Origin of the sequence: Coleofasciculus sp. G3-WIS-01 (genome assembly GCF_040223135.1) — a bacterium.
Lineage (GTDB): Bacteria > Cyanobacteriota > Cyanobacteriia > Cyanobacteriales > Coleofasciculaceae > Coleofasciculus.
Genome location: NZ_JAVJZI010000173.1, coordinates 1 through 15,267 on the forward strand (window position 1 = coordinate 1; position 15,267 = coordinate 15,267).

10 protein-coding genes are annotated in these 15,267 nt (G+C 46.8%); 2 read left to right on the top strand and 8 right to left on the bottom strand.

Going from position 1 to position 15,267, the window contains the following annotated elements:
* Positions 1 to 137: 137 nt before the first annotated feature.
* The 5 genes from RIM23_RS16865 to RIM23_RS16885 all read right to left on the bottom strand — a co-directional run bounded on the left by RIM23_RS16865 (position 138) and on the right by RIM23_RS16885 (position 9,966).
* Positions 138 to 1,532, bottom strand: a complete 1,395-nt coding sequence (locus RIM23_RS16865) for an ATP-binding protein (RefSeq protein ID WP_446368342.1) — start codon at positions 1,530 to 1,532, stop codon at positions 138 to 140.
* On the bottom strand, positions 1,499 to 4,159 hold the full coding sequence (locus RIM23_RS16870; protein ID WP_446368343.1) for a PAS domain S-box protein: 2,661 nt from the start codon (positions 4,157 to 4,159) through the stop codon (positions 1,499 to 1,501). Before RIM23_RS16870 ends, RIM23_RS16865 begins: the two co-directional genes overlap by 34 nt.
* A gap of 574 nt (positions 4,160 to 4,733) precedes the next feature.
* Positions 4,734 to 6,056 carry a CO2 hydration protein gene (locus tag RIM23_RS16875; RefSeq protein ID WP_446368344.1) on the bottom strand — a complete coding sequence of 441 codons (1,323 nt, stop codon included), beginning with the start codon at positions 6,054 to 6,056 and terminating at the stop codon, positions 4,734 to 4,736.
* A 124-nt stretch (positions 6,057 to 6,180) separates the two neighbouring features.
* Entirely contained in the window at positions 6,181 to 7,695 is a 1,515-nt protein-coding gene (locus RIM23_RS16880; protein ID WP_446368345.1) for an NADH-quinone oxidoreductase subunit M, read from the bottom strand.
* 408 nt (positions 7,696 to 8,103) lie between these two features.
* A complete protein-coding gene (locus RIM23_RS16885) occupies positions 8,104 to 9,966 on the bottom strand; it encodes an NAD(P)H-quinone oxidoreductase subunit F (RefSeq protein WP_446368346.1) in 1,863 nt (620 codons plus the stop codon).
* A gap of 304 nt (positions 9,967 to 10,270) precedes the next feature.
* On the opposite strand from RIM23_RS16885, the gene RIM23_RS16890 reads away from it, so the two are divergent.
* A complete protein-coding gene (locus tag RIM23_RS16890; RefSeq protein ID WP_446368347.1) occupies positions 10,271 to 10,558 on the top strand; it encodes a hypothetical protein in 288 nt (95 codons plus the stop codon).
* A gap of 188 nt (positions 10,559 to 10,746) precedes the next feature.
* On the opposite strand, the gene RIM23_RS16895 is transcribed toward RIM23_RS16890, so the two are convergent.
* Together RIM23_RS16895 and proS are read right to left on the bottom strand one after the other, a co-directional pair.
* The gene (locus tag RIM23_RS16895; RefSeq protein ID WP_446368348.1) at positions 10,747 to 12,450 is read right to left on the bottom strand and encodes a hypothetical protein; all 1,704 of its coding nucleotides are present in this window, start codon (positions 12,448 to 12,450) and stop codon (positions 10,747 to 10,749) included.
* A gap of 19 nt (positions 12,451 to 12,469) precedes the next feature.
* Positions 12,470 to 14,275 (bottom strand): proline--tRNA ligase, encoded by a 1,806-nt coding sequence (gene proS, locus RIM23_RS16900; RefSeq protein WP_446368349.1) that lies wholly within the window; start codon positions 14,273 to 14,275, stop codon positions 12,470 to 12,472.
* A 371-nt stretch (positions 14,276 to 14,646) separates the two neighbouring features.
* Here proS and RIM23_RS16905 point away from each other — a divergent pair, with 371 nt between their 5' ends.
* Positions 14,647 to 14,808: a hypothetical protein gene (locus RIM23_RS16905; RefSeq protein ID WP_446359059.1), complete on the top strand. Its 162-nt coding sequence runs from the start codon at positions 14,647 to 14,649 to the stop codon at positions 14,806 to 14,808.
* A 224-nt stretch (positions 14,809 to 15,032) separates the two neighbouring features.
* Here RIM23_RS16905 and RIM23_RS16910 read toward each other — a convergent pair.
* Positions 15,033 to 15,267: hypothetical protein (locus tag RIM23_RS16910; protein WP_446368350.1), on the bottom strand; the 235-nt coding region annotated here is incomplete at its 5' end.

The window sequence follows — 15,267 nt, forward strand, 5'->3', positions numbered from 1 at the left end:
AAGGCAAAATCTAGGGGAGGGCATCCCCAAAGTAAAGCTGTAGGAGTTGGAGCCTCTACGCAACAGGAGCGCAAGCCTGGTAGAGCAAGTTTTGACGTTGAATACAGAATCCCACGCGCTCTATCGCCGTGGGAGTGTCAATCCTGTCGATTAATGGTTGCATCCCAATGTGAATTGCCCTGTTCTTTTAACCAGACGATCGCTTGAATTAAATCCTTGGGGGCAATGGGCTTGGCTAGATGCTGCTGAAATCCGGCGGCTAGGGCTTTTTGCTGATGGGATTCCCCCGCATAAGCCGTTAATGCGATCGCAGGTATTTTGGCTTGGGTTGAGGGCATTCCTCGAATCTGTTTCAATAGACAGTAGCCATCCATCTGGGGCATACCAATGTCACTCACTAGGATATCAATGTTTAACTGGCTTAACTGGGATAATACCTCTTGTGCGGATGCCATGGTGATTACCTCTGCCCCAGCTTGTTGTAATATGAGCGCGATGAGTTCTCGTGTGTCTGGCTCATCATCGACAACTAAGACTCGTATCCCCTTGAGGCGAAGGGTATCAGAGTTTTTTGGGTAAGTATGGACGTCATGTCTGATTCGTTGCTTTTTATCTGGGAGGAGGGGTAATTTAACTGTAAACGTTGCTCCCTGTCCTTCACCTGGGCTATCTGCCTCGATCATGCCACTATGTAATTCTACAATATGACGCGCGATCGCAAGCCCTAATCCTAATCCTCCAAATTGGCGCGTTATGGAACTGTCCGCCTGACGGAAATAGTCGAAAATATGAGGGAGGATATCAGCAGAAATTCCGATACCTGTATCGGTGACTATAATCTGGGCAAACTCATCCACCGCCGCTAATTTCACCTCAACCTGTCCCCCAGATGGGGTGAACTTAACCGCGTTGGAGAGTAAATTCCAAACTACTTGTTGTAACCGCCCGGAATCACCCTCAACGCAACCCACTGTACTCATAAAATGGGTCTGAATTTGAATTGATTTCGCTTCAGCCGCCAACCGCACTGTCTCAATCGCCGCTTTAATTGTGATGGATAAATCAACCCGATGACGGGTTAGGGTAACTTTTCCTCGCAGAATTCGGGCGACATCGAGTAAGTCGTCAACTAACTGAATTTGAATCGTGGCATTGCGCTCAATGGTTGCCAATGCCCGATCTGTTGCGGCTTGATCAAACTGACGAGAGCGGAGTAGTTTTGTCCATCCTAGGATGGGATTCAGGGGAGAGCGTAATTCATGAGACAAAATTGCCAGAAATTCATCTTTAATCCGGTTAGCCGATTCTGCCTCTTTACGAGCAGCTTGTTCTCGTGCTAAGAGTTGTTCACGCTCTCGTTCTGCCTGTTTTCTTTCGGTGATATCCACAAATGCGCCAATCACGCCGCGCACCTCGCCGGAGTCGTGGTACAGGGGAACGGCTTTGCCATAGATGAAGCGTACTGTTCCATCCTCAAAGACAAATTCTATTTCATCGATCACCTCTTGCCCGGTTCTGGCTGCACGCTGCATGGGTATGAACCGGGTGGCATTCTCATTAAATTGTACGCAGTACGGTTAGCCGTCATCTGGTGACAGTCAGGATCATGGGCAATCCAAAGCGCCGCTGGGGTAATTTCCATTAAGGTTTCTAACTCTTGCACTCTGGCTTGGGCAAAGGCTTCACTGATGCGTAAGGCGGCTTCTACCCGCTTGAGTTCAGAAATTTCCATCACGGTGACACCCACTCCCAATAGTTCACCATCGGGTAAGCAAACGGGGAAGTGATTGGCTAAAGCATGGCGATAAATACCCGGTTGAACTTCACCACTAAACTCAAAGTTCAGCCTCGGTTGCCGCGTCTGTAAAATCTGACGCAGCATGGGGGCAAATTCAGGTGCCATCTGTGGCACTACCTCCCAGAGAGTACAACCTAAATGGTGGCTCAGGGGGACGCCATTCATCGTCGCTAAGGCTTCATTGGCATAAAGATAGCGTAAGTCATGGTCAAAAAATGCTATACCAATGGGGGAACTGGCAATAAAGGCATTGAGAACTGCCTCACTTTTACGCACTGCTAACTCGACTTGTTTTTGTTCGGTAATGTCGCTAAATGAAATGGCTACGCCATCATCTAACTTGACTGCCATATTCCGAAACCAGCCGACAATTCCCTCGGATTCGTAGCGCACTTCAATATCATGAGGTTCTCCTGTTTCTACGACTCTGACATAGCGCTCAAATAAGTCACTATTGGTTTGGTTTCCTGGAAGAACTTGAAGCAGGCGTTGATCCAGTAACCCAGCCACTGAGTTTTGCAGCATTTTTGCCGCCATGGGATTGACATAAGTCCACTTAAAATCAACGATTTTTCCGGCTGGATTGCGAAGGCTTTGCAGGATGGTAAACCCATCTAAGGAAAGGTCTTGGGCAACCTTAAATCGTTCTTTACTACGGCGTAGGGCTTCCTCTGCTTGTCGTCGTTCTGTAATGTCTCGGCAGATTGATTGAACGGTGGGTAAACCATTAAGTGTAAATAGAGTGGAACTGACTTCAACGGGAATTTTTTGACCGTCTTTGGTGCGATGTACTGATTCGATAACTACTCGTTTATCTTGTAACAATTTCTGGAAAATGACTTTAAGATCCGCTAAGGGTAAGTCCACTACATCCGCAATCGATAAGGTGAGGAGTTCTTGGCGGGTATAGCCTAGCCGTTTACAGGCTGGTTCATTCACCTCAATAAACTGTCCCGGTTGACTGTCGGGAGTGAGGGGATAAACGAGTACCCAGTCTTCCATGCCATTAAATAATGTGCTAAAGCGCTGTTCTCTTTCCCGTAAGGCGGCTTCTGTTTGTTTGAGATCGGTGATATCGTTAATGAAGGCATAGAAGCCTTTGACATTGCCTTGAGGATCAATATCTGGGATATAGTGCCTGCGAACGTAGCGTGATCCCCCATCTTGAAACGGCATCCACGTTTCAACCTTTATGGGTTTGCCCTCTAGGGCGGCTTCAATATCCCGGCGCATGTATTCATAGACTGTTGCACCCACAAAGTCTGCCACAGATTGACCAATTAGGTGTTCGGCTGGATGTCCAAACCAGGTGGTAAAGGCGCGATTGACGAAGCGGTAACGGCAATCTGAGTCAACGTAGGCAATCAGCGCGGGAACTGCATCTGTAATTAAGCGTAATTCGGCTTCCCGTTGTTTCAGGGTGGCTTCTGTTTGCTGGCGATCGCTAATATCGATGGTGCTACCAATCACCCGAACGGGATTTCCTTGATTGTCTCGTGCAACCACCAGTCCTTGATCCAAGATATGAATGTAGTGATTACTTTTGTGGAGAACGCGATATTCGATTTTATAGGAGTCTCCCTGACTCAAAGCCGTTGCTGTCTCCTGATCCATCCGTTCCACATCATCTGGATGGATGCGATCGCGCCACCAGTTGAGAGTGGGTTCGGCTTCGGTGAGGGAATAGCCTAAAATGCTGGTGAGTCCGTCGGTGCGTTCCACCCGATCTGTGGTAATCTGCCAATCATAAATTAGTGCATTGACTGCCCGTGCAGCGACTTGGAACCGTTCGTTTGCCAGACGCAAGTATTCTTTTTGCTGGTGTAGTTCGGCTTCCACTTGCTTTTGGGCTGTGGCGTCAAATAATGTCCCGATCACCCGGATTGCCTTTCCGGTTTGATTCCGCAGAATATAGCCGCGATCAAGAATATTAGCGTAGCTACCATCTGTCTTTTGATAACGATACTCAGCCACCCAGCGATCGCCTGTACCCGCAACTGTCTCCTGGAAGCGGCTGACTACCCAATCGCGATCGTCTGGATGCATAAGTTCAATCCACCATTGCCAGGAATTTGCCGTTGACTCAGGTCTAGCCCCTAAGAGTTCGTTGTATGCTGCGTTCCAGCCAATGATACCCCCTTCTAAGTCACAATCATAAATGGCATCATTCGTCGCCCGCAGGACTAAAGACAGGCGTTCTTCGGTTTTCTGTAAGCTGGTTTCTAACCTCTGGCGAGTTGCCCGTTCCTGCGCCAGTTGCTGTTCATATTGACTAACTTTGTCCTCCAACTCACCCACTCGTTGTTGTAATACCACCATTTGATCGAGAAGGCTGTTGTGTTCATTTTCTTCGTTTTTCATGTTCAACTCTTTCTGACCAAATGTGTGATCACTCAAACTCGATGGGAGTATCTTATTTTAGATTTTAGACCCTTGACATTCATACACCAGCCCATCTCCTTTTTTGGGATTGGTCTACTCAATACTTAGCGTAATCCTTTTTAGCACTGGAGAAACTGTGTTTTAAGTAGTTTTACTTATGTCAATGGGTAGATTTACCACAAATGCGATGTTGAAAGCCCCGGCGCTTTTTTTGCCAGGAGATTAACCATGTACGGGCTTGGTAAGCAAGCCAGGATTATAGCAACCGCCATAGCTGTTAGGACACATCATTTATGTAGAGACGCGCTTTTGAAGCGTCTCTACAATGGTGACGAAAGTCCTAATCAATGTGTCTACTGCTATAACCATGTAGGGGCTTGGTAACCTGTAGGGGCTTGGTAACCAAGCCCCTACTCTCCCTCACCGTAATTATGGGTATTCAACCGGACATGATATAAATCTTTAACGTAATTTAAACGTTCAAATTCTCATGATAAATCCCCGACTTCTTTAAGAAATCAGGGATTAGGTAGAAGAATTTATCGCCAGTCAATTACCGATAATCCGCTGTCTGAATATTTCGTAACCGCGCCGCATCACGGATGCCATACTCAGGGCGACAGAATCGGTCTAATTGCGCCTCAAAAAAGGCTCGATTTGCCTGCAAATGCTTGGGGTTGGGGTCATCTAAGGGATACAACAGTGCCGTTCGCAAGGCTTGAAATACCGCTGATGTTACACAATACATCGATCGTTGAAAGGTGATGCCAATCTGATTTAAGATATCACTTTCGCTGCGACAACGCTTTTCATAGAACCCTTGCAGATAGGGGGGCAGAAAATGTAACATATCCTGCATCAGCAATGTCGGCGGTACTCCAGCAGAACCCACAGGGAATTTATCCGCATAGAGAACCCCATAATGAAAGTCCTTCTGATCACTCGGTACTTCTCCCGCTTGGGCATTATACGACTTCGTACCCCTAAACGGTGCAGTCCGATAGAATACCGCCTCCACATAAGGAAGCGCCGCTTCATACAGCCAAGTAAACCCCTTCGACTTAGGAATCACTTCATAGCATTCCCCCTTGACATAAACATGATGATAGATCGGACGACCTGCGATCGCGAATATCCCATTCACCAAAAAATTCATCGCCTCAGGGACAGAAGTAATCTTCCCTTCATCATAGAGATCAGACACTTCAAAAAACACCGGCGCCATCACTTCCCAGAACAGCCCTAAATTACTATAATACGACGCCTGACGACACTGCTCAATAAACATCTCTGGAAACAGCTTATGCCATCCCAGCATAACGGGATTGCCTTTAAAATACGCCTCAATTGCCCGATTCGCATTGTCCTTATATTCCTCAGTATCCAGATAAGGATCAAACTGATTCACCGGGGCGTACATATTGCGATGCCAAAGCATTGCCCGCATACAAGCTTCAGCAAACTCCATATTAATCCGGTCATGCCACAAGTGATGGAATAACTTAGGCATTTTCTGGGTTTCCCCCTTCTCAATAAACGCCACAAGTTCTGGATGCGCCGTCGCTTCACCGCGCCAAATGAGTAAATCCGCATCATCTCCGGCATAATGATTATGGCGTTCCAAATACTCTTTGGGCAGGAAATATTTAAAGAAAGGAAACGGATTCAAAAAGACTCGTTCCCCAATATAGAGCAAATCGCGCCAATAGAAATCCATTGGCACAGCATACGCCTTCCATATTCCAATAATTTGCATAAGATTTTCCGGCGTATCTGGAATCATCGCCCCCCCCGCTTCCAAGCGATGAACAATATCCGCAAATTCATGTTGAGACGGCGGTAATTTAGTTACAGGTTTTGTTGGAGTTTGTACCATGGTTATCAAGTTTTGTTCAAGGGAATAGTTTTGAATATGTAGGGGCGGGTTTAACAACTATCGTTTATTCCCCCATGCAGATGTAACTAAACCCGCCCTTTATTTACGTACCCGAACTATTTTACTAATGACCAATAACGAATGACGCATCCTTCAGCGCCATTTTCTGATCAACCTGAGTTGACGCGGCAGAAACAATCGAATTCGTCGTCGTTTCCGTCCACCGAACCAACCAAACTGGTTGAATACCCAGGAAGCAAATAATCACAGCTAAAATAATCGCAGGGGCTTTTTCATCCCAGAGAACTTTCGGATAATAAGCCGTACCATTATCCAGCTTACCAAAACAAGTTCGATTCAGCAGAATCACAAAATAAACCGCTGTCAAACCCGAAGCAAAAATACATAAAATGATTTGCCAAGGAAACACCACATAACTCCCTTGAAACACCAAAAACTCTGCCACAAATCCCACTAAACCAGGAATACCCGCACTTGCCATTCCGCCTAAAATCAGTAGGGCACTCACCAAAGGTAAACCACGGGTAGGATTCATCAACCCATTGAGCACATCCAACTCACGAGTTCCCACCTTAGTTTCCACCACCCCAACCAAATAAAAAAGAATTGCCAGAATAATGCCATGACTCACCATCTGAGTCACACACCCCAAAAGACTCAAAGGCGTCAGCGCAGCGGCGGCGACAACAATATACCCCATGTGACCAATTGAACTATAAGCCACCATCCGTTTAATATCTTTTTGCGCGATCGCACTCAACGCACCATACAATACACTCACCACGCCAATAATCGACAATCCCGGCGCTACCAAAGACCAAGTTTGGGGAAACAATTGTAACCCATAGCGTACCAACCCATAGGTTCCCATCTTCGCCACAACACCCCCTAAAAGAATCGCCACCACAGGCGAAGCTTCCACATAAGCATCAGGTAACCAAGTATGTAAAGGAACCAGAGGAATTTTAATCCCAAACCCCACCAACAGAATCGTCAGCAGAATCAACTGAGTACTTAACGATAACCCTTGGGTATGAATTGCCTCATAATTAAAGCTAGTCGAATCACTCAGCCAAGTCATTCCCAAAAACGCCGCCAGAATCAGAATTCCCGAAACAGCAGTATAGATAAGAAACTTCATCGCCGCATATTCCCGCTTACTTCCCCCCCAAATTGCAATTAACAGGTACAAAGGAATCAACACCAATTCATAGAACAGAACAAACAGCAACAAATTCTGTGCCAAAAACGCCCCAGTAACCCCCGCATTCACCAACAGAATCAATGCATATTTAAGGCGAACTCGTTCAACATCAATGCGACTGCTAAAAATAACCACCCAATTCAACAAACCACCCAAAGCCAGCAGCGGAAACGATAAACCATCCGCCCCCAACTTGTACGACAAACCCAATTGAGGAATCCACATCAACTCCTCTTGAAATTGCCAACCGGAATAAGTAATATCAAACTTCGTAGCCAACCACAACGTCACCAAAACAATCGCCGTCGCCAGCACCAAAGCAATCGCCCGGAGTCGAGTTTTTGCCACCTTTCCCGGCAAAAAACCGATAACAATCGCACCAAAAACAGGCAAACCAATCAGCGTACTCAGCATAATCCCGTCAAAAATTCCAACTCAAAACGCATCCACATAATTAGGGCGAGCTTATCAGTATCTAAGTAACCAGAAATAATCCAAATTAAGCCCGCCCCGACAAATTCAAACCCCAAGACGCGCCATGGCACGTCTCTACATTAAATATCCATCCAAACCGTAATCACATCCTGATCATTAATCACCTCACTTTACACCTCATCCTAGTGGGAGCACGTCAGCGAAAGCACATAATATTCATGCTAACAATGGCGTTGAGTTTCGTACCTCAACCCAACCCACAAAGGCGACATGCACCCCATCCCAATCTTCCCAACCCCTCTGCGTCCCTCTGCGCTAACCTCTGCGAACCTCTGCGTTAAAAAAACATCTTTCTTTCCCCACCAAAAACTCCGACAAAAACGCAAATCACACGCCAACAATCAGCGAAAGACGCGAAAGAATCGGCAAACTCAACAAAAATCCCAATAAAGCCACACCCAACAAAATCGTCAAGGCATAAAACTGAGTTTGACCCGAAACATTATACTTCAAGCTTTGCCCACTAAACACCGTCATAAACCCAACTAAATTAACAAACCCATCCACAATATAACGGTCAACCCAGGAAATCGTTCTCGATATCAAATCAACCAGAAAAACCACCGTTAACCGATATAACTTCTGGGTATATAAATCGTAAGCAAAAAAATCTTGCAGCCCCTTTGAACCAAACCGTATCGGCTTTTCAACTTGGTTACTCAGATACATATAAGCCGCCGCACCGCCACCAATCGCACTTGACAACACCAACGAACCCGCCACCGTCAGATTCAAGCTTACCCATTCCGGTAAAAGTTGCCATGTCCCCAGGAGTAAAGGAACGTGCAAGGTAAACCCCATCAGCAGTATCATAGGGAAGATCATAGGCCAATGTACCTCAGGCGATCGCTGTGCCATTTGTTGAGGCTTGCCACCAAAGACTAAACCGAAGACACGGAATAGGCTAAACGAAGCTAAAGCATTCACGACTAACAAAAGGGCAAATAGCTTTGGGTGATTGCTAAACAAAGAATCCCCCAACTGTAAAAACGCCCAAAATCCTCCCAAAGGTGGAACCGCAATCAAGCCAGCCGCACCCACCAGGTAAGACAACCCACAAGCAGGGCGTTTTGCCCATAACCCGCCCAATTGAGTCACATCCTGAGTAATACTGTTCCAAATAATCGCCCCTGTACTCATCACCAATAACCCCATGGCGACGGCGTAGGTCAACATTAATAAAAGGGCGGTTTGGATTTGTCCCGTACCCACCGCAATAAACACCAATCCCAAATAAGCACTCACCAAATAGGACAGAGTACGCTTAATATCAACCTGTGCGATCGCGACCATCGTACCACCTACGGCTGTCACTCCACCAATCCAAATGATGGCGGATACAGCAACGGGAGATATAGCGATAACGGGTTGCAGTTTAATCAACACCCAAGCCCCCGTACAAACCACCACAGCATTCCGTAAAATGGTGCTGGGAACCGGTCCTTCCATGGCTTCATCTAGCCACAAATGCAGGGGAAATTGGGCACATTTACCCATAGGACCGGCAATTAATGCCAAACCCACTAATGTGGCTACTTTCGGATCAACATTAGCGGTACTTGCCCAGTCTGCCAATTGAGAAAAGTCCCAGGTTTTGGACAGGGGATAGATACCAATCACCCCCATTAATAGGACTAAATCTCCCACCCGTTTGGTCAGGAATGCATCTCTCGCCCCCGTTACCACCAAGGATTGATTAAACCAAAATCCGACTAAAAGATAGGTTCCCAGAGTGAGAACTTCCAGGATAATGTAACTAAAAAACAAAGAATTGCAAAGGACAAGGGCGCACATTCCCGCTTCAAACAATGCCAGAAAGGAATAGAACCGCGCCCATCCCCAATCGGTTTCTAGGTAACCAATGGCATAAATTTGTGCCAAGAGGTTTAAGCCAGTAATTACCATCGTCGCCCCAATCGTGACGGCTGAGATTTCTAGGGGAATGGATAAATCCAAATCAACCACTTGTAGCCACGGAATCACAACCGATTGAGCCGGTTGATTCCAGATGGCGAGTAATGCCAATAGCCCATGCAAAAAGGCAATGAAGGTCATCAACAGATTAATATAGCCTGCGGGTCTAGGTCCGGTACGATTGATAATCGCCGGTGACCAAGGGACGGCTAAAATTGCACCTAATAGGGCATAGCAAGGTATTAACCAGGCAGAGTCAAGGAAAAACTGAGTCATCGGTATGATCTCGTGGGTGTATACAAAGCCTCTCTTCAGTGGTATTGAACCTGAAGAAACCCTGATAGACAGGTATTTTTACTTAACGATTAATTTTTCTTAAGTTTTCTAAGCTTAGTGTATAGTGTAATGGGTCAAGGGTAAAGTTCAAACAAAGCAATTAGACAATTTGACAATCGCAGCGATAATCCCCATCTATCAAAGCGCGAGGGTGTACCAGACGCGCCATGGTGCGTTTGGGAGTAAGGTAAGAGAACTCACCCACTCTGCCAAGATGCAGACGCGATCGCATAGAAGAAGATGCATGGGAAAATGGATAGGCTTACTAGGATTACTGATATTATCGTGGACTGTGGCATTTCCGGCTGAGGCGTCGGTGTGTCACATGATCAAGGATCACTCGATTTGTATCTTGAGTATCAAGCGTTCCGCCAAGTATTATTGGCAGTATCGAGCCGCCGTGAGTATTGATGGGGTAAAACGCCCGGTAGAGATTTATAATTGTCGCGATCGCACCCGGATTCGCCAAGATGGAGTGGTTGTTTCATTTGAACCAGATGGCGCTGGAGAGCTTATTTGTAGTTTCTTTTAGAAAAATTCAAATCTATAATCAAAATGAGTAATAACGTTTTCACCAATTCTAATAATTGGCAGGATTGGCTCGTCGTATGTGGCTATATAGGTTTTACTATTTTTATCCTTTGGCAAGTTTTAAAACCTCGCTAATCCTCAGGGTTATATTATATCCGGTTTAATCTACACTATTGACTGACTTGCGCCCTACCCCAATACTCCTCGGATAAACCTGTCTTCTCTACTCCTGCTCCCCTGCTTCCCCCGCTTCCCCTGCTTCCCCCGCTTCCCCTGCTCCTCCTGCTTCCCCTGCTCCCCTGCTCCCCCTGCTCCCCCTGCTCCCCCTGCTCCCCCCGCTTCCCCTGCTCCCCCCGCTTCCCCTGCTCCCCCCGCTTCCCCTGCTTCAGAACCTACCGGATCATCAAGTTTAGGTAACTTGAGCAAAACTCCAGCAAAAAACCAATAATAAACCTCCACCGGATCGACAGCCAGAGGATAATAATAGGTGTTATAACTAATAAATAAAACAAAGACCCAAAGACACAACCCTAAACGTTGTAAAGAAGCATCTTGTATCGACCGATATGCCTTAAACGTAAGAAACGTCAGCAAAGAAACCAGCGCCAGAAAAGCCACAACCCCAACCGGACCAATTTCATAAAACAATTTGGCATAATAGGTTTCAATCAGTTGAGTTTCCCCCAAGCGACGCGCCGCATTAGTCGCTCGTCCTAAACCATGTCCTAACCAGCCCTGTTGTCTACTCCATACCCACTGAAATTGATTCAGCATAAATGTAGGAGGTGGAGACGCCTCCCAGCGATCAACTAAACTAATTACTCGTTCTTCCACCTTTCCCAAGGTTTGAGTAATCCAAATCGCTAACAGAACACCAATTCCTAATTTAATTGGTAGCCATCCTTTATGCCGATCCGTGAGTAATAATAACAGAACAAACGTCGCCGGAACGATCGCCAGAGCAATGCGTTGACCCGAAATTACCGCCGCCGCCAAGACTGCAACCATCGCCACCCAACCCACGAGTCGCCACCGACGAGATGAATCACTAACACTCGCCCCATAGGTGAAAAAAGCGCTGGAAATGAGAAACCAACCCCATTGCCACGGTGCAACAAATGTACCCGGTAAACGAATTAACCCAACTTTAGGATTGTATAACAGAGAACCGCCGACTAAACATCTTGCCTGTAAACTGGCTCTGTAGACAGCTTCTCCGGTCAAACTATTGCTACTGGGACATAAACCGGTAACCAGCCACAGATATTGGAGAAACGCCAAGCTACAGCAGATAAGGATCACAATTAGGTGCAAACGAGTCAGGAAAAATAAATCCGTGCGATCGCGAATTAGATAATATCCACACAGAAGTAGGGGAATATACCCCACCAGCCCTTTTAAACCCAGAATTCCCATCAGAAAGGGACTTCCCTGAACCTGGGGATCGAACTGCTGCGGTAAATTAACCAAGCCGAAGGTGATTAACGCCACCGCTAGCACAAGTGCGATCGCGATTAATAAGGGTTTGAGAATCGATCGCGGTAGTAGTTTCCAGAACGAATCCCGCGACTGAATCAGGGCGATTAGGGCGGGAAGGTAAAACGCATCTTTGATCAGATGAAATAGGGGATGATTTTCGGAATAGGTGATTCTCTCACCCATTGATTGGTAAACATCGCCTATAGAATAGATAATGCTACCACTAAAGGGAAGATAGATTAATAGTCCCCATAATCCGATTCGAGGATACTTATAGGAAAGGATAGAGAAAAAAACAATGGCAGTACAGGCAATACCTGTCTGAAATCCACCGACTAGACCCAACATGACACCAATAAAGGCAGAAATATAAAGTGCCACTATAATGAATCGAGTCAGTGCTGCCTTATTCATTTCAGTTTAATTGTGGAGGTTACGTTAATGCCGTATCAAGCCATTGTTTAACCGTAGAAGCCACCTGATCCAAAGGCAATTCTTGAGACTGGTGAGTTGCCCGTTCCACAACTTCCACTTTACCCTGTTTGAGCGATCGCCCCGTGACAATGCGATAGGGAATGCCAATCAGATCAGCGTCTTTGAACTTCACACCCGCCCGTTCATCGCGGTCATCGAGTAGAGTTTCTACACCAGCTTGCCATAACTGTTGGTAAAGTGTCTCGGCGGCTTCCATCTGTTTGGCGTCGGAGATATTGGGAACGGTAATAATCGCGTGATACGGTGCGATCGCGGGTGACCAAATAATTCCATCCTGATCATAGGATTGTTCAACCGCCGCTTGCGCCAGTCGCGATACGCCTACACCATAACATCCCATATAAAGGGGATTTTCTTCCCCGGCTTCGTTGGTATACGTCGCCCCCATGGCTTTAGAGTATTTTGTGCCTAACTGGAAGATATGTCCGGCTTCAATCCCCCTGGCGCTGTGTAGAATTTGGCTAGCGTCATGAATCGCGCGATCGCCTGCTTTGGCTGTCCGCAAATCTACCACCTGTTTAGGTAAGGAGAAGGGTTCACCCCAATTCGCACCAACGACGTGATAGTTGGTTTCATTAGCCCCGGTGACAAAATATTTCAGTTCAACGGCTGTATTATCGACTAAGCGTAAAAATCGCGGCGCGACATTCCTAGCAGGGCGGATATAATCATCATCTAAATCTGGGGCGATATAGCCGACAGGGAGGGGTTTAGACGCCCATTTTGCCTGGGTGGTGGCGTCGGGAACGGTTAGGGCGATGAGGGCGTTGGCGTTATATTGATCGGCTAAACGAATTAACTCATTTTGCAGTTTCACCTCGTTAACCTCTTGATCGCCTCGGATACTGACGATTACCAGTACCGTCATCCCATTGTCATAAACGGCTTGATAGAGGACGTTTTTCAAGACGTTGGTTGGGGAACAGTTGAGGAATTTACACAGGGAGTCGATGGTGGGTGTGTTTGGGGTTTCCCGTTTTTCGTAAGTTTCAAAGGGAGACGGTTCAGCATCCGCCGGGAGGGAACTGGCTTTTTCCACATTGGCAGAATAGTTACCATCCTCAGTGTAGAGAATCTCATCTTCTCCGATATCCGCCAGAATCATAAATTCTTGGGAACCGGAACCGCCAATTGCGCCCGGATCAGCTTCTACGGCGCGAAAGGCTAAACCGCAACGGCTGATCATGTTGCGATAGGCTTGATCCATGTCCTGATAGGTTTTTTTCAGGCTTTCTTCATCGGTGTGGAAGGAATAGCCGTCTTTCATAATGAATTCTCGTCCCCGCATCAGTCCAAACCGAGGGCGGATTTCATCTCTAAACTTGGTTTGAATTTGGTAGAGGTGGAGGGGAAGTTGGCGATAGGAACGGATCATCTCACGGGCGATGGTGGTGATTACCTCTTCGTGAGTGGGTCCGAGTCCCAGTTCTCGGTTTTGGCGATCGGTGAGGGCGAACATGATCCCCTCTGCTTTAGTATAGGTGTCCCAGCGCCCGGATTCTCGCCAAAGGTCTGAGGGTTGGAGTTGGGGAAGTAAGCATTCTTGGGCGCCGGTGGCGTTCATTTCTTCCCGGACAATTTGCGAGACTTTTTGTAAGACGCGCCACATCAGGGGGAGATAAGCGTAGATTCCGCTACCGATGCGACGGATATAGCCGGCGCGAACCAGGAGTTTATGGCTGGGGATTTCGGCTTCGGCTGGGTCTTCCCGGAGGGTGACGAGTAGCATTTGAGAGAGTCGCATCGTGAGGTTCCCTTTTTTGTGATGATCAATCTCTCAGTTTAGAGTATTGGCTGTCCGGGTTATGCGGGAAGGGGGGATTGGGTCTTTCTTTCCACAATATATGGCGCAATCAAGGGAGATTGTGTAGGGGCGGGTTTCACTACTATCTTTTTGGTTGTATCCAGATGTGACTAAACCCGCCCAGACCGTCCATGTTTGGTCTCTACAATAGTTTCTAAACTTCCCCTGAAAAGTCAGGATGAGGTGCGGTGCGATCGCAAGTTAGCATAAGTGTAGTGGAATGTGACCATACACATACAAATCGCGCCTACCATACGTAAAGTAAGGTTAGGCGCTATAATGATCAATAATGTAAATTAAAGATAAGCAAAATGAAAAAGCCAATTTTCTTCGGCTTTGCAATCGTTTTGCTTGTTCTTTCAGTTGCTGACGGAAAATTCGTCAAGCATCCTGAGTTTATCGAGTACGCAATTATGGCAGTAATTGCTGCAACTAATGATGACCAGGATGACGATGACAATCCTGAACATTAGCAACTCAAGAACAAGTGACACAGTGGGCTAATCGCCCCATGCTCCCGAGCCAGCCTTCTGGCTTGGATTTTTTTATTGCTCACTAAACCTAGTATACACTAAGTATCCAGATCAAGATACAATGTCACTCTTTAGCGGTAGAAGTTACCGCATCTGAATCAAAAACTACCTCGAACTGTGCATCAGGCATCCACTTTGCCAGAAAGCGCTGGTGATTTTCGGCTTCAGTGCGGCTGTAGAAGCGAGCAACCGTATAATGTTGAGCATTGATCGCGTGTTTTGGGGTGAGTCCGTGCGATCGCGCCAATCCTGCCCACGTTACCGTTCAAGCGATGGGTGAAGGCTCCCACGCTCTTTAGCTGGGAGATGAAACCGAGCGAACCGTCTAGGTAGCGAATAAATTCGCCAGTCAAATAATTCGGATAACGTTCTACTATTGTGGTAATGTAAATACAAGTC